Raw genomic sequence first — 25204 nt, forward strand, 5'->3', positions numbered from 1 at the left:
CTAAAGAAATATTCAAAAAAAAGTGACTTTTGGACGGATTTTTGTTTAAATTTATCACAACATTAATCCAAAAAAATTTATTATTATGTCTTTAAATGTCATTGATTTAATTAAAGGACAATTAGGTCCCGCTTTGGTTTCGCAGGCTGCATCGCAGTTTGGAGAAAGTGAATCCGGTATTTCTAAAGCAATTGGTGGTTTATTGCCTGCCGTAGTAGGCGGATTAGCCAATAATGCAGACAATCCTGGTGTATTGGATGCAATAACGAAAGCCTCTTCAAGCGGCATATTAGGAAATTTATTGGGTGGATCATCCAGTAATCCTATTATTACCAGCTTATTATCTTCTCTTTTTGGAGATAAGGTGGGTGGACTTGTAAATTCCATTGCCAGTTTTTCAGGAGTCAGCAATAATACTGCAGGTTCCCTATTAAATCTGGTAACAGGAGCTACTGTAGGTACTGTTGGGAAATATGCAACAGATAATAACCTTGGAGCTTCAGGGATTTCCAGTTTATTGAATGATCAGAAAGGCATTATCTCTTCTTTACTGCCAGCAGGTCTTTCTTTAGCTTCTTTTGGTTTAGGTGCTGAAAATTGGTTTGGCCAGGCTAAAGAAACCGTTTCATCAGTAACTTCTACTGCTAAGGACAACATCGCCGAAGGTGTTGCTACAGCCAGAGAAAGTGTTTCTGAAGGAGCAAGAGAGGTAAGAGAGCAATTTAACAATAATAACAATAACAATGAAGGCGGTGGCTCAATCTGGAAATGGTTGCTTCCGCTTTTATTATTAATTGCAGCCGGATATTTCTTATGGAAACAGTGCGAGAAAAAACAGACGACAACGACCACTACAGCTGCGTCTGATTCAACAGCAACTGGTACTACTGTGGATACAGCAGCTACGACTGGAACAGCAACCCCTGCTCCAGCTACTGTTAAAACAGATGAAAACATTGACCTGAACGGAGTAATGCTAAAAGGTTACAAAGGAGGTCTTGAAGATCAGATGATTTCATTCCTGAAATCTGGCGGTTATAAAAATGCAGCGGATGATGCTGCATTGAAAGATAAGTGGTATGACTTTGACCATGTTAATTTTAAAATGGGAAGTTCTACAAACTTAGAAGCAGGTTCACAAGGACAATTAGATAACCTTGTTGCTATTTTAAAAGCTTTCCCGGATGCTAAAGTTAAAATCGGGGGATATACTGATAAAACAGGAAACGAAGCTTCTAATGTAAAATTATCTCAGGCAAGAGCTGACTATATCAAAGCTGCTTTGGCTAAAGCAGGAGTTGGAGCACAAGTACTTGGAGCAGAAGGTTACGGAAGTAAATTTGCTACAGTAGATGCTAAAGCTTCTGATGCTGAGAGAGCTGCTGACAGAAAAATGTCTGTAAGATTTGCAAAATAATCTTTAGATTCAATACAAATTTAATCCCGGAAAACAATTTCCGGGATTTTTTTGTCCTTTGATTTCCTCATTTATATTTATTTAATTAAATTTGTTAGTCATTTCTAACATTTATGAATTTCAACTTAAAAAACGCCTGGCGTAAAGATAAAACCCTACACTCATTACCAGAGGTTTATTCCTCTATTAAGATTCCTAAAAATGCATCATTCTGGAGAAAATATCTGGCATTTGCAGGCCCGGGTCTTATGATTGCTGTGGGATATATGGATCCCGGAAACTGGGCTACAGATATTGCCGGAGGTGCTCAATTTGGATACACCTTACTTTCCGTCATCCTTATTTCCAATATTTTTGCCATGGTGTTACAGCATTTATCCGTAAAACTCGGAGTTGTAGCAGAAAGGGATCTTGCACAGGCCTGCAGAGACCATTTCAATCCTACGACCAACTTTATACTCTGGATTTTTTGTGAAATAGCCATTGCGGCCTGTGACCTCGCCGAGGTGATAGGTTCTGCTATTGCCTTAAATCTTTTATTTCATATTCCTTTGACCTGGGGGATTGTTATTACAACGGTTGATGTTTTGATTATTCTTTTGCTTCAGGCGAAAGGATTCCGCTGGATAGAAAGCATTGTAGGCGGGCTTATATTTATCATCCTGTCCTGTTTTGTTTATGAAATCGTTATATCCAAACCTGCTTTTAATGAGATCCTTGGCGGCCTGGTACCACAGAAAGAAATTATCCAAAATCCGGCAATGCTCTATATTGCCATCGGAATTTTGGGAGCTACCGTTATGCCTCACAATTTATATCTCCACAGCAGTATTGTGCAGACCAGGGATTACACCCGGGATAGAGAAGGGAAAAAAGAAGCGATAAAATTTGCCACTTTAGACAGTACAGTATCCCTTATGCTTGCTTTTTTCATCAATGCTGCTATCCTTATTCTTGCAGCTGCAACATTCCATACTACAGGGAACGAACATATTGCTGACATCCATGATGCCTATAAAATGCTGACCCCTATTTTAGGAGCTTCCATGGCAAGTATCGCCTTTGCTATTGCACTGCTTGCTTCAGGACAAAATTCAACCCTTACCGGAACCCTGGCGGGCCAGATTGTAATGGAAGGCTTTTTAAATATCAGATTAAAACCATGGCTAAGAAGGCTTATCACAAGACTTATTGCTGTTATCCCGGCTTTAATTGTCGCTATTCTTTACGGGGAACAGGGAACAACAGATTTGTTGGTACTAAGCCAGGTTATCCTTTCTATGCAGCTTAGTTTTGCAGTAGTCCCTTTGGTAATGTTTACCAATGATAAAGCTAAGATGGGTGAATTTGTCAACAAACCTTTTCTTAAAGTATGTGTGTGGATCATCTCTATCATTATCATTATTCTAAACCTTTATTTACTGTATCAGACGTTTGCTGGAGAATAGAAACGTGAATAATGAACGAACACAATAATTTCAAATAGGCTGTTGAACCATCACATTAAGGATTGTCAACAGCCTATTTTGCTTCACAACGTCCCCTTTTTTCATCAGCAACAATGCTTTTCTTTTTCTGCCTTAATGTCCTGATTTTTTGATTTGGCAGAATCTTTGTCAAACAATCTGTAAATAAATATTGAATTATGGAAAACCAGGATATTAACGAAGAAAGCATCAATAATCAAGGAGAAAACAATATTCAGAACGAAGCCGTATCTGAGGACAATGTGACAGCTACTCCTTCTGCTGAGGAACTTTTGGCAGAAGAGAAGGACCGTTACATCAGATTGTATGCTGAGTTTGAAAACTATAAAAAAAGAACATCTAAAGAGAAGATGGAATTCTTCCAATATGCCAATCAGGATATGATGGTATCTATGCTGGGAGTATTAGATGATTTTGAAAGAGCATTAAAAGAAATTGCTAAAAACGGAAACCCATCTGATTTACAAGGCGTTGAACTTATCTATCAGAAATTCAAAAACAGACTTGTGGAAAAAGGGTTAAAAGCAATCGAGGTAAAAGCCGGAGACAGCTTCAATGTAGACTTCCATGAAGCTATTACTCAAATCCCTGCTCCATCAGAAGATTTAAAAGGGAAAATTGTAGACGTTATTGAAACAGGATATACTTTAAGTGATAAAGTAATTCGTTTTGCAAAAGTAGTAACAGGAAACTAATAGTATAAACGGTAAATGATGAGTGGTAATTGATAGGTAGCTATACTTTTATTACTAAATTTTAAATATCTTTTATCATTTATCAATCATCAATTATAGATATAGAAAGTCATGTCAAAAAGAGATTACTACGAGGTTCTGGAGATCAGCAAATCTTCATCAGCCGACGAAATAAAGAAAGCATACCGAAAAATGGCCATCAAATTTCACCCGGATAAAAATCCAGGAGATAAAGAGGCTGAGGAAAAATTTAAAGAAGCTGCTGAAGCCTATGAGGTGTTAAGCGACGACCAGAAACGTGCCAGATATGACCAGTTCGGTCATGCCGGAGTAGGTGGAAATGGTGGTTTCGGAGGCGGAGGCTTCGGAGGCGGAATGAATATGGAGGATATTTTCAGCCAGTTTGGAGATATTTTCGGAGGTGGTTTCGGCGGTTTCGGCGGTGGCGGCGGAGGACGCCAGCAGGTGAAAGGTTCTAATTTAAGAATCAGAATCAAGCTGAACCTTGAAGAAATGGTGAACGGTACCCAAAAAACCATTAAAGTTAAAAAAATGAAAGTAGCAGAAGGTGCTACTTCAAAAACATGTCCTACCTGTAACGGTTCCGGTGTTCAGGTTAAAATAATGAACACGATGTTCGGTCAGATGCAGACACAGGCTACCTGTGGTACCTGCCAGGGAATCGGGAAAGTTGCAGATAAAATTCCTGCAGGCGCTAATGCACAGGGGCTTATCAAAGATGAAGAAGAAATCACTATTAATATTCCGGCCGGTGCCAGAGATGGTATCCAGCTTAATGTAAGAGGGAAAGGAAATGATGCTCCATTTGGAGGAATTCCGGGAGACTTACTGGTTATTGTAGAGGAAGAAGTAGATGCAACGATCAAGAGAGAAGGTGACAACCTTCACCAAGAACTGTATGTATCATTTGCAGAAGCTGCACTGGGAACCAAGAGAGAGATTCCTACTGTAGGAGGCAAAGTGAAGATTACCGTAGATCCGGGAACACAGTCCGGAAAGATCTTAAGACTGGCAGGAAAAGGTCTTCCAAGCATCGACAGCTATGGAAAAGGTGATATGTTTATTCACATCAATGTTTGGACACCACAGAAGCTGACCAAGGAACAGAAAGATTTCTTTGAGAAGCAGATGTCCAGCGGAGAAATGGTTGCAGAACCATCCGGTAAGGAAAAAACTTTTTTTGATAAAGTGAAAGATCTATTCAATTAATATAGAGAGGCCTTAGGGTCTCTTTTTTTCACTACACCCTAACGGAGCTGATCAAGTCAATATAAAAAATAAAATCCTGTACTGCAATAGTACAGGATTTTTATAATATCTTAATTGGTTTTATTTTTTAGTAGCTAAAGAATATATTCCCTTACCTATAGTGAATAGGGCTACAGCACCCAATCCTCCTACAATTCCAAAAGTAAATTCTTTAAGCATAGCTGGCCATGTTGGTAATAATTCATGCAAATAATGGATATTATGAGCGAAAATCCCTCCTGAAACCAGAATCAAAGCGATTGTTCCTACTACTCCCAAAACTTTAATAATAATAGGCAACGCTTTTACCAATAAGTGTCCAAGCTTGGAAAAGAATCCCTTATCATGGCTTTTTTTGATCAGCTTAAACCCAGCGTCATCCATTCTTACAATAAGAGCAACAATTCCATATACTCCTACAGTGGCTATAAATGACACAAAAGTTACTGTTAAGATTTGGGTAATCAACGGGTGGTTTTCCTGAATAACAGTACCTAATGCAATAATGACAATCTCAATAGAAAGAATAAAGTCTGTTCGGATAGCTGAATTTATTTTTGCTTTTTCAGATACTTCAGAATTGTCTTCCTCTTTGCTTTCTTCCACTACTTCATGTCCTTTTTTAGAACGGTGAAACAGGAATTCAATAATTTTTTCTACCCCTTCAAAAGCCAGATACAGACCTCCCAGAATAAGAATCATCTCAATAGCAGGCTTATACAGCCAGTTGAGCAAAAAGGCAATGGGAAGAATAATCAGTTTATTAATAAATGAACCTTTGGTAATAGCCCATAAAACCGGAAGCTCCCTCGAAGAAAGAAAGCCTGTAGCTTTTTCAGCATTTACAGCCAGGTCATCTCCTAAAATACCTGCAGTTTTCTGTGTAGCTATTTTACTGGTAACTGCTACATCATCCATCAATGCTGCAATATCATCTAAAATTGCAAAAAAGCCTGAAGCCATATTTTAATATTTTTTTAATATTTGTTAAGTCCAGCAAAAATAATTATTTAATTCCGTTTCCTTATTCATAATACGACAATAATTTTAAGAATAAACAAAATCATAAAGGAGTGCATCTTTTTCAACATTTTATATCTTTGTTTAAATTGTTATAAAAATGAATGACCAAGCCAACTGGGAAACCCAATTACAGTCTATCTGGCTGAAATTTGGAAAAATAAGCAATGAAGAATTCATTCAACAGATTAAAGATCATACAGTATTATTTTCAGGTTCACAGGCTATCCCCCATTTTGAAATGGCGTGTGCTTTTGACTCCACGGGACATGAAAAGGAAGCTGAACCATTATACCGATCTGCATTAAATCTCGGATTATCAGGTTTACGAAGAAGAAGAGCAAGAATTCAGTTGGCAAGTACATTAAGAAATAATGGAAAAATAGAGGAAAGCATCCATATTTTAAGAGAAGAAAAAGCAAATTATTCTGATGAATTGAATGATGCCATCGATTCTTTTTTAGCCCTTTCCCTCTATTATGCAGGCGAAAACAAAGAAGCATTATCTCTAGCCTTAAAAGCATTATCCCAACATCTCCCCAGATACAATAGTTCTCTGTACCGATATGCTGAAAACTTAGAATCCCCTCAACCATGAGCAACATACATATTGATCTTGAACATAGCCTTACTTCATATTTTACTAATATTGATGCTGATGATTTAAAAACAATCGTGTCTTTTTTTAAACCGGAAGTTCTTAAAAAGAATGATTTTTTCCTGAAGTCAGGGAAGAAAAGCACAAAATTAAGTTTTATCAGGTCGGGATTTTTAAGGATCTTTTGTGAAACTGAAAAAAAAGAGATCACACAATGGATTTCCACTCAGGGATATTTTGTAACGGATCTTTCCAGTTTTATGTCTGATATTCCTGCAAGATGGACTATTCAAGCTCTTACGGATACAGAATTATACACCATTGATAAAACTGACTACGAAAAACTACAGAGCCGGGTTCCTCAATGGCATATCTTGGAAAAAGCCTTCATTATTCACTGTTTCACTACTATTGAAACAAGAGTTTACGGGCATTTATCAATGACGGCTGAAGAAAGATACTTATGTTTTTTCAATGAAAACCCTCAATTATTCAATCAAATTCCTTTGCAGTATATCGCCTCAATGCTTGGGATGACCTCTGAGACTTTCAGCAGGATAAGAAATAAAATTGCTACAGGAAATCTTTGATTTTTGTCAAGTGGATTTTTAGTATTCTCACCGAACTTTGCCTACATAAAAATCATTTTATCATGTCAAAGAAAATAGAAACAGAAATTACCATTCATGCCAGCCCTGAAAAAATATGGAAAATATTAACCAATTTTCAGGACTATCCAACCTGGAATCCCTTTATTACCAGTATCCAGGGATCTGTAGAAGAAGGTAATCAAATACAGGTTACCATTGAACCAAAGGGAGGAAAAGGAATGGTTTTCAAACCTGTCGTTTTATCCAAAAAAGAAAATAAAGAATTAAAATGGTTAGGAAAACTGTTGTTCAAAGGAGTATTTGACGGTGAACATTATTTTGAACTGATTGATCATAAAAACGGCACCACCCGGTTGATCCAGTCAGAACAATTTTCGGGTTTACTTGTTCCCTTTTTTAATTTTGACAATACAGCCGCCGGCTTCAATATGATGAATCAAAAATTAAAAGAATTAGCTGAAAAAAGCTGACCGGGAATTATTCGGAACGGTCTCCAAATCGTCATATTTTTCTTACATTTGATGTATGAAAAAGCTAGTCCTCAGATATCATTTCTTTGTTTTAGGATGTATAAGCTTTATATTCCACTCATGTAATACCAGATTCAGGGTTTGGGTAGGTCAGGGAGGCCAGCAGAAAATCTATAATTTACAATATGGTGAGCATAAAAGGCAGAAAATGGATATTTTTCTTCCCAAAGATTATGCCCAGGATTCTCCTGTAGTTCTTATTGTTCATGGGGGTGCCTGGACGTTAGGAAAAAAGGAACACATGATACAGGTTCAAAAGATGCTTTTTAAAAATAAAATTCCAAGTATCAATATGAACTACCGGCTGGTTTCTAAACGAAAAAAAATCACATATAAACAGCAGCTCGAAGATATTGGATCTGTTATTGAAAGATTTAATTCTTTAGCAGAAAAAGCAGAACTGCTTCCCAACAATTATGTTTTACTTGGAGAAAGTGCCGGCGGGCATCTTGCTTTGCTATACGGATATCAGCATCCTGATCAGATCAGGAAAATCATTTCCTTAAGCGGTCCCACAGATTTTTACAGTCCTGAATATCTTAATTCTTTTTATTCCAAATATACTTCTCCTACCTTTCAAAAAGTGGTGGGAGCTAAGTTCGACAGAAAAAATGTTTCTGAAGCCTTTAAAGAAGCCAGCCCAATAGCCAATATCACCAGGGTTCCTACTTTACTTTTCCAGGGGAATAATGATTTTTTAGTCAATCCGCATCAGGGTATCGCCATGGATTCTGCACTTACCACCATGAATGTTCCTCATAAATTGGTTTTTATGAAAAAAACAGGTCATGTCCCCCGGTTTTTCAGCAAAAGAAAAAGAGACAGTATTATTTATCCGAATATTCTGGAATGGATAAAAAAATAACCTGCTAAAAAAGCAGGTTATGTATTGAGTATATCGTTTGTTTACTATTCAAAATCTTTGTTGTCATACTTGGAAGAAAGATCCTCTTTTTTCCCGAAAACAAACTTAACAATCACAGGAAGTGTGGTTACCAGTACAATAATAATGATAATGTACTCCAGTTTTTCTTTCAAATTGATTCCAAACTGTTCCATGAATAATTTGTCAAGATAATGTCCTGCAAAGATCAAAATGAATGACCATAAAACAGCACCAATAATATTATCTCTTAAGAATTCTTTTTTGTCCATTTTTACAATACCTGCAACAATGGGTGTAAAGGTTCTCACAACAGGTAAAAACCTGGCCATAATAATGGCTAATGCTCCATGCTTTTCAAAGAAGTCATGAGCCTGATACAGATATTTCTTCTTAAAAAGCATTGTATCCGGTCTTTTATACAAGGCAGGACCTGCTTTTCTTCCAAAATAATATCCTACTTCATTTCCTATAATTGCAGCTAATGCAACTCCGGTTGCCAAAATAGTAGTATCTAAGAAATCACTCCCCGTGGAGCCAAATGTCTCTTTGATAATTTCAACGGCATAAATCCCCGAAACGAACAATAAAGAGTCTCCAGGAAGAAAAAATCCTACAAAAAGACCTGTTTCAGCAAAAACAATAAACAAAATAAGCCAAAACCCTCCCATTTTAATGTAAAACTCCGGGTTTAATAAATCCTTCCAGCTATTAAAATCTTCCATATATCTCGATGAACAACAAAAATAGGTCTAAAATACCTGAAACAAAAATAAATTATAAGATTTTAACTAAAAATAAAACATGATATTTATAGCTCCATATCATCATCGGAAACCGCCGTTCCATCCGCCATTAAGAAAGCTTTTAAGAAAGGGGTGATATTTCCGTTCATTACAGCATCCACATCTGATGTTTCATAAGCTGAGCGTACATCTTTTACCAATTTGTAAGGATGCATCACATAATTTCTGATCTGGCTTCCCCATTCGATTTTCATCTTATTGGCTTCAATCTCATTTCTGGCTCTCATACGCTCTTCCAATTCCATTTCATATAATCTTGAACGAAGGAGCTGCATTGCCTTTTCTTTATTCTGAAGCTGTGAACGGGATTCTGAGTTTTCAATAATAATTCCAGTTGGTGCGTGACGTAGACGTACGGCAGTTTCTACCTTGTTTACGTTCTGACCTCCTGCTCCTGAAGATCTCATGGTTTCAAAGCTGATATCAGCAGGGTTAATATTGATTTCAATAGTATCATCTACCAAAGGATACACATATACGGAAACAAAACTTGTATGGCGTTTTGCATTACTGTCAAAAGGTGAAATTCTTACCAAACGGTGTACTCCATTCTCTCCTTTCAGATACCCAAATGCATATTCTCCTTCAATTTCCAGGGTAACGGTTTTTACACCGGCTACATCTCCTTCCTGAAAATTAAGCTCACGGATTTTATATCCTTGCTTATCTGCCCACATGGTGTACATTCTCATCAGCATTGATGCCCAGTCACAGCTTTCTGTACCTCCGGCTCCCGCGGTAATCTGAAGAACAGCAGAAAGCTCATCCCCTTCATTGGAAAGCATGTTCTTAAATTCAAGATCTTCGATTTTTTCTACCAACTGGGGAAATGTTTCATCCAGCTCTTTTTCAGAATCCGGGTCTTCTTTAGCAAAATCCGCTAAAACCTGAAGATCTTCGAATTGAGTCTGGATTTCATCATAACCTTCTACCCATTTTTTCTTGGAACGAAGCTGTTTCAAAAAGGCTTCTGCTGTTTTAGGATTATCCCAAAACTCCGGGGCAGCCGTTTTTTCATCATCGTTGGCTATTTCTATTTTCTTTTTTTCTATCTGAAGGTATCTGTGTAAGTCTTCAATTCTGGATTGAACTTCTTTTATCTGGTCGTTGTTGATCACGATTTATTCTTTTTGCAAAAATACGGATTTCTTTTAGAGTTGAGAGGTCAAAGTTGAAAGTGTTGTGAGGTGAGGGATTCGGGGTACGAGGTGCGAGATACGGGGTGCGAGGTACAAAATGCGAGAAGGCAAGCTGTCGGATATAAGATGTAAGGCTAATTATTCTACCTACTTACCTCTTGGCTCTTGATTCTTGATTCTTGATTCTTGACTCTTGATTCTTTAAAATCTAATACCCCAACGTCAACTTCTGAAATCTGACATCTGACATCTGATATCTACCCTAAATCATCTCCACCACTATTTCCCCAATCTTTGGAGCGAGCGCCACTCCCATTCCGGAAAGCCTTACTGCACAGAACTGTTTTTCTGAAAGCTGTTTTATGATAGGTGTTTTTTCTGATCCCATGGCCATGATTCCTGACCATCGGAGGGCTATTTTATATTCATGATCCGGTAAGATCACTTCTTTTAAAAAGTTTTCCAGGTGATTCTGCAAGAATTCGGTGGTTTCAAAGGTTGTAGTTTCTTCTGTTTTAAAATCCTGATTCCGACCTCCTCCCAACAAAACCCTGTTTTCTAAATTCCTGAAATAATAGAATCCTTCGTCGTAATGAAATGTACCTTTTAATTTCAGGTTTTCTATAGGCTCTGTAAGAAGAATCTGTCCACGGGCTGGGATAATCTCTTCTTTTTCCAGGAATTTTGAACTGAAAGCATTGGTGCAGTATATCAGCTGATCTGTTTTTACAGAAAGACCTTCTGAAAGATGAACCAGCACCTCATCAAGGTTTTCGTCAATATTCTCCACTGCTGTACCGAATAAAAACCCCACTTTAAGTTCATGGCATTTTTCTAAAAGCTTCTGCATCAGTTTCCCGGAATGTAAACTTCCTTCACAGATATTTTCAATCAGAAACTTTGATTTTCCCAAACCGAATTCTTCTATTTTATCCTGTTTCAGATGATAGGTTTTTTCAAGTCCGGTAACAGATCTCAGTTTTTCATTAACGATATCAAGATGCTGTAAAGGCTCTTCATTATTCAAAATTTCATATCCTCCACTAAGTTCAAAGTCTATCTCGTCACTTTTAAAATATTCCCTGATCTTCTGAAGCCCATTAAACCTCATGGCAACCAAATCCAGGGTCTTTTCCCACCCCATCTTTTGTGCATCGGCAATCACCTCTGTCAGGCTTCCAAAACAGGCAAATCCGGCATTGCGCGTTGAAGCCCCAAGTGGCACTGCATTACGCTCGATAATCAACACTGATTTTTCAGGATATTTTTCTTTAATGGAAACAGCAGTCCAAAGCCCGGAAAAACCTGCTCCTATAATGATAATATCTCTTTTACTGTAAAAGGTTTCTAGTTCCCAGATGCTGATCATTTGTACAATGTGTAATGTAAAAAGTAGGATGTATAGATTTGAGACATGAGACGTTGAGAGTGGAGATAAGGGATAAGAATCATGAACCAAGAACCAAGAGCCAAGATTTCAGATTTCAGATTACACATTATTAAACCTTGTATCCACTATCACACACTCTTAAATCCGCATCTCGCATCTCGAACCCCGAATCCTCTACTTAGTCTTCTTCTCCTCATCATTATGAGAGAAACCTATAGCCCGTCTTGGTTCTTCCACAACTTTATAAGTTTCCAGTTCTGCTTTAAGTGCCTTGATTCTAAACTGGAATTCATCAAAATTATTGATAATGGCATCAGCTAAAAATCGGGCTACCTGATCAAGATATTCTTCAGTAAGTTTCCCTGCAGCATCTCTGAGAGCAGCATTCAAAAGCCCCTGATCAATTTTAAGCTTTTCATTCTTTGTTCTCTGGTATAGATTTTTAATTCTTTTTTTCAGACTTTGAGTAAAATCAATCAGCATGGTATTGCTGAAAGCTTTCATTTTTGATGAAATCTCGTGCCAGAACGGAACATTATCCGCTTTATTGTAAATGAGAATTTTGTACAGGAGAGAATCCTCTTCCAAGCCTCTGGTCATCGCATATAAAATAATTTCTGACCGTTCTGAAGCATTGGGAGGGAATATAGGTATCATCACATCAAATCTTCCCGGTGCCAGAATCTCCTCATCTATTTCTGAAACAGAATTGGCAGATCCAACCATCAACACCCCTTCTTTTTCAAATTTTCCGATATAATGAAGGATAAGCTCCTGGGCTTCAAGATTACAGGAAGCAATATCTGTCTCTGCTTTTCTCTGCATCATAATTTCGTCAAAATCATCGAGAAAAAGCAGTAATTTATTTTCTTTCATCATAGACATCAGAAAGTCACTGAAATTAATTTCATTCCCATCAATCAGAGACGTTCCTAAATAGTGCTTTTTGACTTCTTTAAAACTGTATCCTATGATTTCAGCAATTTTATTGGCCCAGAAAATCTTCCCACTTCCGGGAGGTCCATATAAAATAATCCCTGCCGGTTTATTGATTCCCCAGTCTTTGATCTGCTGAGGATTCAGAAAAGGCTCTAAAACCGCCGAAGTGTAGAAAAACAAATCTCTATACCCTATAAAATCTCTTTTTTTCAGACTTGTCTTATGCCCAAAATAATCATAGACAAACTGATAATTTCCTCCTAGTTTATTATCAATGCCATAACTTGAAATAGAGGATTTGAAAAAGCCATTGTCAAAAATATTAGGATTATTGTCCTTAATTGCTTTTTCTACTTTTTCTTTAGGCTGATTAATTACCTCAGCAATCTGCTCCAGAGTTTTATTTTTATCAAGATCTTTTTCATAGAGCTTTAAAAAATCCAGGTTTTCACGAGCGAATTTTTCAAAATCTTCTTTCACTTCAAAATTCGTACTGATACAGTCTACCAACTCAAGGTCAAAATCCTGTATAAACTGTTTGATCGCTTCTGCAGAGACTTTCAATTCTTCTGCCAGTTCAATTAACTTCATATTTCCCTATTAGTTCTATCAAATTTAATATTTTAATCTTAAATATATAATCTAACTCAATATTCTTTTTGACTTTCATAAATCAAAAACAGTTTAGTTCTAATTCAGCATTAAATAAAATCTTCAATTAAGACGTTATTAAGTTTAAAATAAAAGGCCGCCTGATGGCAGCCTTTCTTTCACTTTACTTTTTATCTAATAGCGGAATATATTCTCCGTATCCTTTTTTCTGCATATCTGCTTTTGGAATAAACTTCAGGGACGCACTGTTGATACAGTAACGCAATCCTCCTTTATCTTCAGGACCGTCATTAAAGACATGTCCCAAATGAGCATCTCCTGTTTTACTTCTTACCTCTACTCTAGTCATGCCTTGCGACTTGTCCAGTTTTTCGTCTATTAATTTCTTCGTAATGGGTTTAGAGAAACTAGGCCATCCACATCCTGACTCAAATTTATCCGTTGAAATAAATAAAGGTTCTCCGGTGGTGATGTCTACATAAATTCCTTCACGGGTTTCATTCCAGTATTCATTTTGAAAAGGTCTTTCCGTACCATTTTCCTGAGTTACATTATATTGTTCGGCAGTGAGTTTTTCTTTCAGAACTTTTTTGTCCTGTTTCTCATACTGTACTTTCGGTGCAGCTTTCGGAAGAGGGTTTGCTTTTTTGGCCATTTCAAAAAGTCCCGGTTCAATATGACAGTAGCCTCCCGGATTTTTATCCAGATAATCCTGGTGATAGTCTTCTGCTCTATAAAAATTTTTCAAAGCAACAGTTTCTACCACTACTGGTTTAGTGTAGTTTTTAGCCAACTTTTCCACTTCACCTTTCACAATGGCTTCGTCATTTTTATCTTTAAAATAAATTCCTGTACGGTACTGATTTCCTCGGTCGTTTCCCTGCTGATCCTTACTGGTAGGATCAATGGTTTTAAAATAAAGGTCAATCAACAGTTTCAGGTCAACCTGTTCAGGATCATATTTTACTTTTACTGTTTCTGCAAAACCTGTGGTATGGCTTACCACTTCTTCATAGGTAGGATTCTGTGTATTTCCGTTGGCATATCCAACTTCTGTTCCCACTACTCCACGAATCTGCTGAAAGAAATGTTCTGTTCCCCAGAAACATCCACCTGCAAAATAAATTTCTCTGACATTTTTATTATCCATAGTTTCCTGATTTTCTTTTTTTATTTCTTCTTTTCCGGATTTCTTATTTTTAAACAGTCCGGAACCTGCAGCAAAGACTGCAATACCCAGAATAATTCCGAGTACAATTAATATATTTTTCATTTTTTTATTTTTATTCATTTTTATTATTTTTGAATGACCATGAGCCCAAATCCTAAAAGCATGAGATCTTTTAAAATAAAGAAGTCGGTTACAGGTACACCATCCACTATTTTCCACATTCCCGGGCTTGTAAAGAGATAGCTTAACGTTACCAAAAATGTCACTATCATTCCTATTCCGGCATACTTTTTCAATACTGCAAATTTCACACTAAATATCAGTAATAAAGCAATGATAATTTCTATCGTTCCGATAAGATTTGACACTGCCTGAACGCTCATAATCTTATATACGAAAAAAGTTAGAAAATGGTTTTCTACCAATGGTTTTATAGAAACGGCTTCAGTGGGGGTAAATTTGAAAATACCGATCCAGAGCAAAATAAGAGCTGCTCCAAAAAGCGAGACATAATATCCTAATGAGGATCTGTTTGTGTTTTCATTAGATTGTGTTGTTCCGACCATGTTTTTACATTTTTTAAATTATACTTTTTTATTTTCAAAAGTATAGTCGGAGCTATTTCGAAATCCTGACAAGATTCTTTTAAAAATCTAATTTTTCAATCATTTTATTTTTAAAATCCTGTATATCAGATTCTTTAATTTCAGATTCCTTTTCAGAAAGGGTCTTTTTAAATAGAGTATCCAGTAATGCCAGTTTTTTATTGTACATCTTACACCATTTGCAAATCATAAGATGCATGCTGAGTTTCCAGTTTTCTTTGGAAGAAATAGCCTGGGCATTACGTTTTTCCATGAGCAGTGTGGCTTCACTGCATGGTAGAAATAATAGATGTAGAACTTTCTTTACCATTGTCATTGTTATAATCTTGAAAACCAGTTAAATTCCAGACATTCTCTAAGCTGCATACGGCTTCGCTGCAAGATCTTCCAAAGGTTAGTCGTTGAAACATTAAATTCCTGACTCACCTCAGGTGCTTTTTTTTCTTCAATATAATACATTTTCAAGAGGATTTTCCATCTGGAAGGCAGTTCTTCCATACATTCTTCCAACGTCTTATTAAAATCCTGATCATCCAGCAGTTCAGATTCTTTGCCCGCGGCATTCCAGTCATTCAATACATCATTATTTTTCCATGAACCTGTTTCATCAAAAAAATGATCAAGCCTGATATTGGGTTCAGATCTGTATTTTTTACGGTAAAAATCAGCAACTTTCCTTTTTAAAATGGCCATCAGCCAGGTCAGCGGCTGGCTTTTTCCTCCAAAAGAATCGTATGATGAAAATGCTGCGATGAATACATCCTGAACTATATCCTGTGCTTCTTCTTTATCCGAAAGCAGATAAAAAGCCTTCTTTAAAAGCGGTTCTGAATATTGTTCTATCCAGTTTTTCAGCACCTCATTTTTCATCATTTCTTATGTTTATTTTTATCTTATTCAGATCATAACGAAGGTAATAAGTTAAATGGAAAATTGCAAAGTTATACTGAATAATGATTATTTATTTTATCATAAGGCTGATTGCCCGAACCCATATAATCCTTTTATGAGCATCCCCGTGGCTAAAAATAAAAGCCATACCTGATTATTATGCCGGACATTTGATAAAACCTATCCGAAAATATTCAATAGTAGATATTAAATCACCTAAAAACATTAAATTTGCATCTTATCAAAATTTGATACGTTAAAAAGCAAAAGCAATACTATGACATCACAAGAGATACGTCAAAAATTTTTAGATTATTTTAAAAGTAAAGACCACCTGATCGTTCCTTCAGCTCCTATTGTGCTGAAAGACGACCCTACCCTTATGTTTTCCAACTCAGGAATGACGCAGTTCAAAGATTTTTTCTTAGGCTACAAAACGCCTACCGCCCCAAGAATTGCCGATACACAAAAGTGTCTGAGAGTTTCAGGGAAGCATAATGACCTGGATGATGTAGGTAGAGATACTTATCACCATACCATGTTTGAAATGTTAGGAAACTGGTCTTTCGGGGATTACTTTAAAAAAGAGGCTATTGCTTTTGCCTGGGAATTATTAGTTGATGTATACGGAATTCCAAAAGACAATTTATATGTCACTATTTTTGAAGGGGATGCTTCTGAAAATCTTGACAGAGACCAGGATGCTTATGACTTCTGGAAATCTCATATTTCAGAGGACAGAATCATTAACGGAAATAAAAAAGATAATTTCTGGGAAATGGGTGAAAGCGGACCATGCGGACCGTGTTCAGAGATCCATATCGATTTAAGAACTCCGGAAGAAAAAGCTGCTGTTCCCGGGATTACACTGGTAAATCAGGATCATCCACAGGTAGTGGAAGTATGGAATCTGGTTTTCATGGAATTCAACAGAAAAGCAGACAAATCTTTGGAAAAACTTCCTGCTCAGCATGTGGATACAGGGATGGGCTTTGAGCGTCTTTGTATGGCACTTCAAGGAAAGTCTTCCAATTATGATACCGATGTTTTTACACCGCTGATCTCTAAGGTAGAAGAACTTTCCGGGAAAAAATATACAGGTATTCTAGAGGACGAAAAAGATATTGCTATCCGTGTGGTGGTAGACCACATCAGAGCGGTTTCTTTTGCTATAGCTGACGGACAACTGCCTTCCAACGGAGGTGCCGGATACGTTATCAGAAGGATTTTAAGAAGAGGTATTTCTTATGCTTACAGATTCCTAGGAATGAAAGAACCTTTCCTTTTTGAATTGGTAACTGTTCTTCAGGATCAAATGGGTAAATTCTTCCCTGAATTGGAGAAACAAGGCAAACTGGTTTCAGAAGTTATTAAAAGTGAGGAAGAATCATTCTTAAAAACCATTGAAAACGGACTGATCAGAGTTGAAAAATTAATTCAGCAGACCATTGCTGATGATTTAAAAGTATTACCAAGCGAGGAAGTTTTCGAACTGTATGATACCTATGGTTTCCCGGATGACTTAACAAGAATTATTGCTGAGGAAAAAGGGTTAACCATTGATGAGGCTGGGTTTAAAGCTGAGATGGAAAAGCAGAAACAACGTTCCAAATCTGACTCTGCTCAAAAAGTATACGATTGGGTAGTTTTAGAAGAAAAGCCGGAAACATTCGTTGGATATGACCAAACGGAATCCGAAACCTATATTACCCGATACAGAAAGGTAGAAAATAAAGACGGAGAATTTTATCAGGTAGTACTGAGCAGCTCTCCATTCTATCCTGAAGGTGGTGGACAAGTTGGAGATAAAGGAATGCTGGAAAATGCTGCTGAAAGTTTTGAAGTATTGGAAACGAAGAAAGAAAACGGATTGATTATTTCATTGATCAACGGTCTTCCAAAAGATGCAGGAGCGGTTTTCTACGCTAAAGTAAATGCTTCTGACAGAAAAAATTCTCAGGCTAACCACTCTGTGACTCACCTTTTACATGAGGCATTAAGAGATGTTTTAGGAACTCACGTAGAACAGAAAGGTTCGTATGTAGGCCCTGATTATCTTCGTTTCGATTTCTCTCATTTCAATAAAATGACGGAAGAAGAATTAGCTTTAATTGAAGAAAAAGTAAATCATAAGATCAAAGAAAGTATTGCTTTACAGGAATTCAGAAGTATTCCTATTAAGGAGGCTTTGGAGAAAGGAGCAATGGCTTTGTTTGGTGAAAAATATGGTGACAGTGTGAGAATGATCCAATTTGGAAGTTCAAAAGAACTTTGCGGAGGAACTCACGTAAAAAACACCAGTGAAATTGGTCACTTCAAAATCACTTCTGAAGGTTCTGCTGCTGCAGGAATCAGAAGAATTGAAGCGATTTCTGGTGATAAATCTGAAGAATATTTCAAAAACCTGGAACAGCAGATTATTGAGCTTTCTCAATTACTGAAGTCTAAAGATGTAGTAAGATCTATCGAAAAACTTATCGAAGAAAATGCATCATTAAAATCTGAAGTAGATGCTCTAAAAAAAGAGAAGGCAAAAGGAGAAATCGGCGACTGGAAAAATGCTTATGAGCAGAAGGGAAACAAACAGCTTTTGGTAAAGAAAACTTCTTTGGATGCAGGTTCTGTTAAAGACATCGTATTCCAGCTGAAAAGAGAAATCCCAACTTCTGTGACTATCATTCTGTCTGATGCAGACGGAAAACCTATGATCACTGTGGGAGTATCTGATGATCTTGCAGCAGATTATCAGGCCGGAGCTATCGTAAAAGATCTTGCCAAAGAGATCCAAGGTGGTGGTGGTGGAAACCCTGGTTTTGCAACTGCCGGAGGTAAAAACCTTGATGGATTAGAAAATGCTTACCAAAAAGCATTACATATTTAAAATAGAGTATTATTACCATATTTAAAATGGCTGTTTCAGATGAAACAGCCATTTTTTTATTTATAACCGTTCTAATTATTGATCTTATCTTAACAAACCATTGCTTAATCTTAAACTATTTGTTTTGTCTTATTAAAACCCAGTTAACACCAGACCATTAGTTTTGTCCTAATCGAAATTCAAAAAAGTAATTATGAAAATTAACAAAACTATTGGCACTCTATTGTTTGCTGCTCTTGTATTCCAAGGCTGTAATGACGACAATAACGGGGATAGCAATACCCCTGTCAATGATAAAATCAAACTTGAAAATTTTTCTAAAGAATCCGCTTTCGTTTTTGGAATGCCCGGTTTTGAAAATTTAAATATCACCACACTTATTTCAAGTTCTGATATTCTTTCAGGTTCTCCAGACTTTGTTTTTGGAGGTCAGCCGGACGGAATGGGCATCATGAGGGATCCTAATTCAGACGGTTATCTGATGATCACCAACCATGAGATCAAACAATCTGTATCAAGAGTATATTTAGATAAAACTTTCAGACCTGTAAAAGGGGAATATATTCTTAATGGAACAGGAGGAATGACAAGATTGTGTTCTGCTACATTAGCTACTCCTGAAACTCATGGTTTCAGTGCTTTTCTTACTGCCGGAGAATCTGGTGAAGAAAGTATGGTTCATGCTTTAAATCCATTAGCAGCAGTTTCCCAGGCATCAGATAAAACCAGAGTAAAGCCAGCCTTAGGAAAAGCTTCTATGGAAAATGCGGTTCCTCTTCCTAAAGATGTATCAAACGGAAAATCTTATATCATCATCGGTGAAGATCAGTCTTATTCTTCTTCTCATCAGTCTGCAGGACAATTGATCATGTACGTAGCCAATACACAGGGAGATCTGGATAACGGAAAGTTATATTCTTTAAAAAGAACAAACAATAACTATACTGAAACTGACATGGTAAAAGGCAGCAGCTATGATGTAGAGTTCGTTGAAATTCCTAATGCTAAAAACCTGACAGGAGCTCAGATCAATCAGAAAAATATAGATAATAATGCAATCCGTTTTTCAAGGGTTGAAGATGTAGATTACAGAAAAGGAGCAGGAAAAGGAAGAGAAGTTTATTTTACAGCTACCGGAGAATCTTCTGACGGAGTGAACCCAAAACCGGGATTAACGATGTGGGGAAGGGTTTATAAGCTTGTTCTTAATTCCAATAATATGTTGACAGGAAAGTTGGAAGTTGTTGCAGAAGGAGATTCCAATCCTGGTCATAATCTTATCAATCCGGATAATCTGTGTGTTACTGAAAACTATGTATATATTCAGGAAGACGGAGATTCTTATTATAAGGCTGCAGGTCATGATTCCTACATATGGCAGCTTAATATCGGTACGAAACAATATAAACCATGGTTGAATATGAAACACAACAGAAATGATTCGGCATGGCAGACTGCATATAACCAATCCGGAGATCTTCAGAAATTCGGTTCATGGGAATTTGGAGCAATGACTGATATTTCAGACATCATAGGTGTTCCCAACACCTTTACGGTAAACATTCATTCTCATACGTGGCAGCTGGATAAATTTAAAAATCCTGACGGTTCCGGAGTCAATACCAATAAAGAGGGCGGGCAGGTTGTCATTATCAGAAACGTAGAAAAATAATTATAATCACCTCATAAAAATCAAAAGTATCAATGGAAAACTTCTGTTGATACTTTTTCATACCTATGAAGAAACTTTCAAAATATCCGATATTCCTGTTTTTATATTCAGCAGCTGCTCTTTTCATTCTTTCCTATTGTAAAAGTGATAAGCATCTGCCTGCTTCTGAGGATCTGGGTTCTGTAAAAAATCAGATTATCAAGAACAATGATACCTTTGAAAAACAGATCAATGAACTGACAGTTCTTGTTTCCAACAATTCTGATGAAAAAAAACTTCAGGAGAAGTTTGAGGAACTTAGAAAAACCTACAAAAAAATGGAATGGGCTGTGGAATATTTCCTTCCCCACTCTGCCAGATTCATTAATGGTCCTGCTCTGCCGGAAATAGAAATGGACGAACATACGGAAATAGAACCGGAAGGTTTACAGGTATTGGAAGAAATGTTGTATCCTTATGATCAGGGAAACAAAGAGGAGGTTATCAGGTTTTTAAAAAAATTAATAAATAAAAGCAATACTATAGAAACCAATTTCCAGGTCATCACTGTCAGTAGAGATCAGGTTTTTGATGCTTTAAGACAGGAAGTTTTCAGAATTTCAAGTTTGGGTATTTCGGGTTTTGACACTCCTATTTCCGGAACATTTTTGAAGGAGATTCCTTACTCTCTACAGGGGGTTAAGCAAACATTGCAGCAGATTTCCACTGATCAGTCAAAGAATAAAGCATTGAAAAGCATACTTAATGAAATTGATACAGCTATTGAGATTCTGAAAAAAAATACGGACAAGAATACGTTTGATTATGTCAATTTTATTCCGGACCACTTCAATAAGATCACCTCTTTACTGCTTGAATTTAAAAATCAGGAAAAGATTCCTGATGTTGAGGTAACTACTGCTCTTCATAAAAACGCAGCTACTTTTTTTTCTAAAAATGCATTCAATCCCAATGCCTTTACACCTGGAAAAGAATTTGCATTTTCTAATGAGAAAGCAGCTCTTGGCCAACAGCTTTTTAATGATAAAATGTTATCCAATAACAACAACAGAAGCTGTACAACATGTCATATTCCTGAAAAAGCATTTACTGACGGACTCGCCAAGTCTATGTCGCTTGAAAATTCGGAACTGTCCCGGAATGCTCCTTCTCTTAATTATGCAGGGTTTCAGCATGGGCAATTTTGGGATATGAGAAAAGATGATCTGGAGGGACAAAGCTCCGATGTTATCTCAAATAAAGAAGAAATGCATGGAGACCTTAATGTAATCCTTGCTAAGATCAACCAGGACAAAAAATATCAGACAGCCTTTACAAAAATTTATCATTCTCAAAAGACAGAGGCATGGCAACTGCAGAATGTATTGGCCAGCTACATCCGTTCTTTGGCAAAATTCAATGCTGATTTTGATGAATATATGCGTGGAAACAAGTCTGCCATGACAGCTCATCAAAAAAGAGGGTTTAATCTTTTTGTGGGAAAAGCACAATGTGCCATATGTCACTTCATCCCTTTATTCAATGGTACCGTACCTCCAACTTTCAAAAAAACAGAGCAGGAAGTATTGGGAGTCGCTGTGAACGGACATAACACCACTTTTGACAACGATTTAGGAAGAGGAAAATTTCATGAAACAGTGGCAACATTACAGCATTCTTTTAAAACACCTACGCTTAGAAACATCAATAAAACAGCTCCTTATATGCACAACGGAGGCTATAAAACATTGAAAGAAGTCATGAACTTTTATAATAAAGGTGGCGGAAAGGGTGTTGGATTTAAAGTAGATAACCAGACACTTTCCGATGCTCCTTTACAACTTACGGATCAGGAGATGGATGATATTATTGAATTTATGAAGGCACTGGATGATAAAAAACCGTAAAACCAAACACCAAATATGCAATTTGTCACCCTTCGAATAGAGAAAAAATACAGCTCATCAAACAGAAGTCCAGTGAAAAGCTGTACCAATGGTGAAGAGTGGTATAATACCCCCCAATTTTTCATTATGCATTCCGAATCCCATAGCTTGTACCCCTAACCCTAATAAGTCTACTTTTAGTGTTCACAAACCTTGATTTTACCATTATAAAATTAGATGAAATCAATGTTATAGTCCGTTAAAAACTTTTCTAAAACAATAAATATTAGTACTTTTGACGTAGTTTTTTCAAATGAAAAGGGGTTTACTATTACTATTTTTTTTAATCAGCTTTTTGGGGTATTCACAATTAAAAATTAAAATTGTTGATGACACCAATCAAAAGCCTGTTCCCAGCGCTAAAATCTCCTGTGGCGACAAAATCCTTGGCTACACTAATGCTCAGGGAGTTCTGGAATTCAAATCAACATGTAAGTCCATAGATATTGAAGCTGAATCTTATCAAAAAGAAACGGCAACGGTAGAAAGCAGCATGGAAATTTCGCTGATAAAAAAAACGGCAAAAACCACCTCTATTGATGCTGTTGTCATTGAAGACAAAAGCGATCCAAGGGCATTGGAGATCCTGAAAAAAGTCAATAAACTTTTCTATGAAAACTCTCCAAAAAGTTTAGGCTCCTATTCTTATAAATCTTATGAGAAAATATCTCTGGATATTGATGAAGACAGCATTTCTCAGTTTCAGGAATATTTCAATGACTTAAACATGTTCAAGAAAAAGAGAGAAAAAGATTCATTAAACAATATTTCCGCAAGAAAAATCTTTGCCAAGAGTAAACTGTTTCTTTGGGAAAGAGCACAGGAGTTTTTATATTCGAAAAAATACGGTGAGAAGATCAATATTCTGGACAACAGGATTTCCGGGCTGAAACAGCCGATCTATGAAATGATCGCACTTCAGCAAAGTAACAGAGATGTGGTTCCTGAGCAGATCCAGCAGGAGAACAGAGGCTTATACAGATTCTATCTATCCGATACCGTAGAATTGGATGGCAGAAAAAATTTCGTCATTCGTTTCCGGGAGGTGAATTACAAAAACCCAGACAGAAAAAGGAAATACAATGGTGCTATTTATGTAGATACCGAGACCTACGGCGTTAAAAAAATTGAAAATTTCAGTAAAAATAAAAACGACGGAATTATCACCAGCACCTGGGTCTTTTACAATAACAAATGGTTTCTTGCCCACGAAAAAACAAAGCTTAAAATGGGCAAAATGGCCATGGATGACAAAGACCGTCTTAACAAAAAAGATAAAAAAAGCTTTGCTACCTATGCCTTTCTCACTTCAAAATATTTTGACTTTGAGTCTCCCATTGATGAGAATCCTAAAGATTTTAAAGGATATACCTTCTCTGTAAAGAATATTGACGGACATTCACTAAACCAGTACAGGACTGATCCGCTTACCGAAAGAGAACAGAATACTTATAAAACAATAGACAGCTTAGGAAAAAAATATAGAATAGACGGTAAAGCCCAGATTTTATCCGGTTTACTCAACGGGCAAATCAGAATTCGTTCTGTAGATCTTGCCGTGGATGAAATTGTAAATTACAACTCTTATGAGGGATTCAGACTGGGATTAAAAGCCAAAATCAATGAAAACTTCAATCCTTATTTTTCCCCGGATTATTATTTTGCTTATGGAGTAAAAGACAGAAGATGGAAATATGGAATGGGATTAGACATGAAAACCACTCTGGAGAAAAATTCATTCTTCAGGTTTGAATTCTATGACGATGTAACGGCTTCAGGTGAATTCTACCGCAGACTCTGGAACTTCAAGATGAGGATGATGAATTTTGGAAACAACCTTAATAATGATAAGTATTTTCATTTTAAAGGAGTTTCTCTATCTTACCTGAATGATGTCACCAACGGCCTTACCCTTGCCTTTGCGGTGAGAAGAAATATTGAAGAGGCTCAATTTGACTATCAGTTCAGAAATGAGGGTTCGTCATTCAAGAATTTAAATACTTTGTTTACTTTAAAATACTCTCCCAACTCAACCAATATTATGACTCCCCAGGGGAAATCCCTGATTGATCAGAAATATCCCGAGCTCTATTTTAACTATGAACAAAGCTACAGAATAGCGGGTGGAGATTTTAATTACTCCCGTTTTGATGCCCTTTTCGTCCATAATTTCAAAACCCCCATTGGAACTACCGGTTTCAGATTATATGGAGGAATGGTTTTCGGAGAAGCTCCTATCTGGAAAAACTTTACCATGAACGGGCTTGCCTCTCCAGGGAAGGATTTCAATTTCAATCTTACCTCATATCTTGGGTTTGCAACACTGGAAGGTGGAAAATATTACAATGATAAGTTTGTGGCGTATTACTTCACCCATAAGCTTCCGTTTTATTTCAAAAGCTTTGGGCATAATGTTTCCAGCTTTGACTTCGTCTTGAGAGGAACGATTGGAAACATGAAATATCCCGAGTACCATCAGTTCCGGTTCAAACCTCTGAATCACCTGTATCAGGAAGTTGGTCTGGAATGGAATAATTTCCTGTCAAGTTATTTTAACCTTGGATTATTCTACAGGGTAGGCTATTATACCACCCCGAATTTCAAACAGAATTTCGCCATACAGTTTAAATTGAAGTTCTTAGAATTTTAAGCCTTCAGGCCCC

The 25204-nt window shown here is 36.8% G+C and carries 21 protein-coding genes; 12 read left to right on the forward strand and 9 right to left on the reverse strand.

Features of this window, described 5'->3' with window-relative positions; all coding sequences use genetic code 11:
* The first annotated feature begins 85 nt into the window (after window positions 1-85).
* The 4 genes from JML65_RS01815 to dnaJ all read left to right on the forward strand — a co-directional run bounded on the left by JML65_RS01815 (window position 86) and on the right by dnaJ (window position 4829).
* Complete coding sequence (locus tag JML65_RS01815; RefSeq protein WP_202269727.1) at window positions 86-1417, forward strand: OmpA family protein; 1332 nt, start codon at window positions 86-88, stop codon at window positions 1415-1417.
* A 113-nt stretch (window positions 1418-1530) separates the two neighbouring features.
* Entirely contained in the window at window positions 1531-2865 is a 1335-nt protein-coding gene (locus JML65_RS01820; RefSeq protein ID WP_047494252.1) for an Nramp family divalent metal transporter, read from the forward strand.
* Window positions 2866-3062: 197 nt separating this feature from the next.
* Window positions 3063-3599 (forward strand): nucleotide exchange factor GrpE, encoded by a 537-nt coding sequence (locus JML65_RS01825; protein WP_047494254.1) that lies wholly within the window; start codon window positions 3063-3065, stop codon window positions 3597-3599.
* A 111-nt stretch (window positions 3600-3710) separates the two neighbouring features.
* A complete protein-coding gene (gene dnaJ / locus JML65_RS01830; RefSeq protein WP_084086124.1) occupies window positions 3711-4829 on the forward strand; it encodes a molecular chaperone DnaJ in 1119 nt (372 codons plus the stop codon).
* A 120-nt stretch (window positions 4830-4949) separates the two neighbouring features.
* Here the strand turns inward: dnaJ and JML65_RS01835 are convergent, their stop codons facing one another.
* Window positions 4950-5831, reverse strand: coding sequence for a DUF808 domain-containing protein (locus tag JML65_RS01835; RefSeq protein WP_047494258.1), 882 nt, complete (start codon window positions 5829-5831; stop codon window positions 4950-4952).
* Between the two features lie 157 nt (window positions 5832-5988).
* Here JML65_RS01835 and JML65_RS01840 point away from each other — a divergent pair, with 157 nt between their 5' ends.
* From JML65_RS01840 to JML65_RS01855, 4 genes are all read left to right on the forward strand, one after another.
* Window positions 5989-6486 (forward strand): tetratricopeptide repeat protein, encoded by a 498-nt coding sequence (locus JML65_RS01840; protein ID WP_202269728.1) that lies wholly within the window; start codon window positions 5989-5991, stop codon window positions 6484-6486.
* The gene (locus tag JML65_RS01845) at window positions 6483-7076 is read left to right on the forward strand and encodes a Crp/Fnr family transcriptional regulator (protein ID WP_202269729.1); all 594 of its coding nucleotides are present in this window, start codon (window positions 6483-6485) and stop codon (window positions 7074-7076) included. Before JML65_RS01840 ends, JML65_RS01845 begins: the two co-directional genes overlap by 4 nt.
* A gap of 62 nt (window positions 7077-7138) precedes the next feature.
* Complete coding sequence (locus JML65_RS01850) at window positions 7139-7567, forward strand: SRPBCC domain-containing protein (protein ID WP_202269730.1); 429 nt, start codon at window positions 7139-7141, stop codon at window positions 7565-7567.
* A gap of 55 nt (window positions 7568-7622) precedes the next feature.
* Window positions 7623-8492 (forward strand): alpha/beta hydrolase, encoded by an 870-nt coding sequence (locus tag JML65_RS01855; RefSeq protein WP_202269731.1) that lies wholly within the window; start codon window positions 7623-7625, stop codon window positions 8490-8492.
* A gap of 44 nt (window positions 8493-8536) precedes the next feature.
* Here the strand turns inward: JML65_RS01855 and JML65_RS01860 are convergent, their stop codons facing one another.
* The 8 genes from JML65_RS01860 to JML65_RS01895 all read right to left on the reverse strand — a co-directional run bounded on the left by JML65_RS01860 (window position 8537) and on the right by JML65_RS01895 (window position 16045).
* A complete protein-coding gene (locus JML65_RS01860; protein WP_047494269.1) occupies window positions 8537-9235 on the reverse strand; it encodes a DedA family protein in 699 nt (232 codons plus the stop codon).
* Between the two features lie 86 nt (window positions 9236-9321).
* Window positions 9322-10434 (reverse strand): peptide chain release factor 2, encoded by a 1113-nt coding sequence (prfB, locus tag JML65_RS01865; protein ID WP_084086130.1) that lies wholly within the window; start codon window positions 10432-10434, stop codon window positions 9322-9324.
* A 283-nt stretch (window positions 10435-10717) separates the two neighbouring features.
* The gene (locus tag JML65_RS01870) at window positions 10718-11824 is read right to left on the reverse strand and encodes an NAD(P)/FAD-dependent oxidoreductase (protein ID WP_202269732.1); all 1107 of its coding nucleotides are present in this window, start codon (window positions 11822-11824) and stop codon (window positions 10718-10720) included.
* Between the two features lie 195 nt (window positions 11825-12019).
* Complete coding sequence (locus JML65_RS01875; protein ID WP_202269733.1) at window positions 12020-13375, reverse strand: AAA family ATPase; 1356 nt, start codon at window positions 13373-13375, stop codon at window positions 12020-12022.
* Between the two features lie 184 nt (window positions 13376-13559).
* Window positions 13560-14669 carry a peptide-methionine (R)-S-oxide reductase MsrB gene (msrB, locus tag JML65_RS01880; protein ID WP_047494300.1) on the reverse strand — a complete coding sequence of 370 codons (1110 nt, stop codon included), beginning with the start codon at window positions 14667-14669 and terminating at the stop codon, window positions 13560-13562.
* Window positions 14670-14692: 23 nt separating this feature from the next.
* On the reverse strand, window positions 14693-15133 hold the full coding sequence (locus JML65_RS01885; protein WP_047494281.1) for a DUF417 family protein: 441 nt from the start codon (window positions 15131-15133) through the stop codon (window positions 14693-14695).
* 79 nt (window positions 15134-15212) lie between these two features.
* A complete protein-coding gene (locus JML65_RS01890; protein ID WP_237390756.1) occupies window positions 15213-15425 on the reverse strand; it encodes a hypothetical protein in 213 nt (70 codons plus the stop codon).
* Between the two features lie 65 nt (window positions 15426-15490).
* On the reverse strand, window positions 15491-16045 hold the full coding sequence (locus JML65_RS01895; protein ID WP_202269734.1) for a sigma-70 family RNA polymerase sigma factor: 555 nt from the start codon (window positions 16043-16045) through the stop codon (window positions 15491-15493).
* Between the two features lie 295 nt (window positions 16046-16340).
* Here JML65_RS01895 and alaS point away from each other — a divergent pair, with 295 nt between their 5' ends.
* From alaS to JML65_RS01915, 4 genes are all read left to right on the forward strand, one after another.
* Entirely contained in the window at window positions 16341-18944 is a 2604-nt protein-coding gene (gene alaS / locus JML65_RS01900) for an alanine--tRNA ligase (protein ID WP_115918362.1), read from the forward strand.
* Between the two features lie 193 nt (window positions 18945-19137).
* Window positions 19138-20616 (forward strand): hypothetical protein, encoded by a 1479-nt coding sequence (locus JML65_RS01905; protein ID WP_202269735.1) that lies wholly within the window; start codon window positions 19138-19140, stop codon window positions 20614-20616.
* A 65-nt stretch (window positions 20617-20681) separates the two neighbouring features.
* On the forward strand, window positions 20682-22502 hold the full coding sequence (locus JML65_RS01910; RefSeq protein ID WP_202269736.1) for a cytochrome-c peroxidase: 1821 nt from the start codon (window positions 20682-20684) through the stop codon (window positions 22500-22502).
* Between the two features lie 334 nt (window positions 22503-22836).
* Window positions 22837-25191 (forward strand): hypothetical protein, encoded by a 2355-nt coding sequence (locus JML65_RS01915; RefSeq protein ID WP_237390757.1) that lies wholly within the window; start codon window positions 22837-22839, stop codon window positions 25189-25191.
* Window positions 25192-25204: the final 13 nt, after the last annotated feature.

The sequence above is a fragment of the Chryseobacterium sp. KMC2 genome, assembly GCF_016756935.1.
GTDB lineage: Bacteria > Bacteroidota > Bacteroidia > Flavobacteriales > Weeksellaceae > Chryseobacterium > Chryseobacterium rhizosphaerae.

Bases quoted from the DNA above. Each gene is read 5' to 3' on its own strand.
- JML65_RS01815 (WP_202269727.1), top strand. From the start codon at position 86: ATGTCTTTAAATGTCATTGATTTAATTAAAGGACAATTAGGTCCCGCT.
- JML65_RS01820 (WP_047494252.1), top strand. From the start codon at position 1,531: ATGAATTTCAACTTAAAAAACGCCTGGCGTAAAGATAAAACCCTACAC.
- JML65_RS01825 (WP_047494254.1), top strand. From the start codon at position 3,063: ATGGAAAACCAGGATATTAACGAAGAAAGCATCAATAATCAAGGAGAA.
- dnaJ (WP_084086124.1), top strand. From the start codon at position 3,711: ATGTCAAAAAGAGATTACTACGAGGTTCTGGAGATCAGCAAATCTTCA.
- JML65_RS01835 (WP_047494258.1), bottom strand. From the start codon at position 5,831: ATGGCTTCAGGCTTTTTTGCAATTTTAGATGATATTGCAGCATTGATG.
- JML65_RS01840 (WP_202269728.1), top strand. From the start codon at position 5,989: ATGAATGACCAAGCCAACTGGGAAACCCAATTACAGTCTATCTGGCTG.
- JML65_RS01845 (WP_202269729.1), top strand. From the start codon at position 6,483: ATGAGCAACATACATATTGATCTTGAACATAGCCTTACTTCATATTTT.
- JML65_RS01850 (WP_202269730.1), top strand. From the start codon at position 7,139: ATGTCAAAGAAAATAGAAACAGAAATTACCATTCATGCCAGCCCTGAA.
- JML65_RS01855 (WP_202269731.1), top strand. From the start codon at position 7,623: ATGAAAAAGCTAGTCCTCAGATATCATTTCTTTGTTTTAGGATGTATA.
- JML65_RS01860 (WP_047494269.1), bottom strand. From the start codon at position 9,235: ATGGAAGATTTTAATAGCTGGAAGGATTTATTAAACCCGGAGTTTTAC.
- JML65_RS01870 (WP_202269732.1), bottom strand. From the start codon at position 11,824: ATGATCAGCATCTGGGAACTAGAAACCTTTTACAGTAAAAGAGATATT.
- JML65_RS01875 (WP_202269733.1), bottom strand. From the start codon at position 13,375: ATGAAGTTAATTGAACTGGCAGAAGAATTGAAAGTCTCTGCAGAAGCG.
- msrB (WP_047494300.1), bottom strand. From the start codon at position 14,669: ATGAAAAATATATTAATTGTACTCGGAATTATTCTGGGTATTGCAGTC.
- JML65_RS01885 (WP_047494281.1), bottom strand. From the start codon at position 15,133: ATGGTCGGAACAACACAATCTAATGAAAACACAAACAGATCCTCATTA.
- JML65_RS01890 (WP_237390756.1), bottom strand. From the start codon at position 15,425: ATGGAAAAACGTAATGCCCAGGCTATTTCTTCCAAAGAAAACTGGAAA.
- JML65_RS01895 (WP_202269734.1), bottom strand. From the start codon at position 16,045: ATGATGAAAAATGAGGTGCTGAAAAACTGGATAGAACAATATTCAGAA.
- alaS (WP_115918362.1), top strand. From the start codon at position 16,341: ATGACATCACAAGAGATACGTCAAAAATTTTTAGATTATTTTAAAAGT.
- JML65_RS01905 (WP_202269735.1), top strand. From the start codon at position 19,138: ATGAAAATTAACAAAACTATTGGCACTCTATTGTTTGCTGCTCTTGTA.
- JML65_RS01910 (WP_202269736.1), top strand. From the start codon at position 20,682: ATGAAGAAACTTTCAAAATATCCGATATTCCTGTTTTTATATTCAGCA.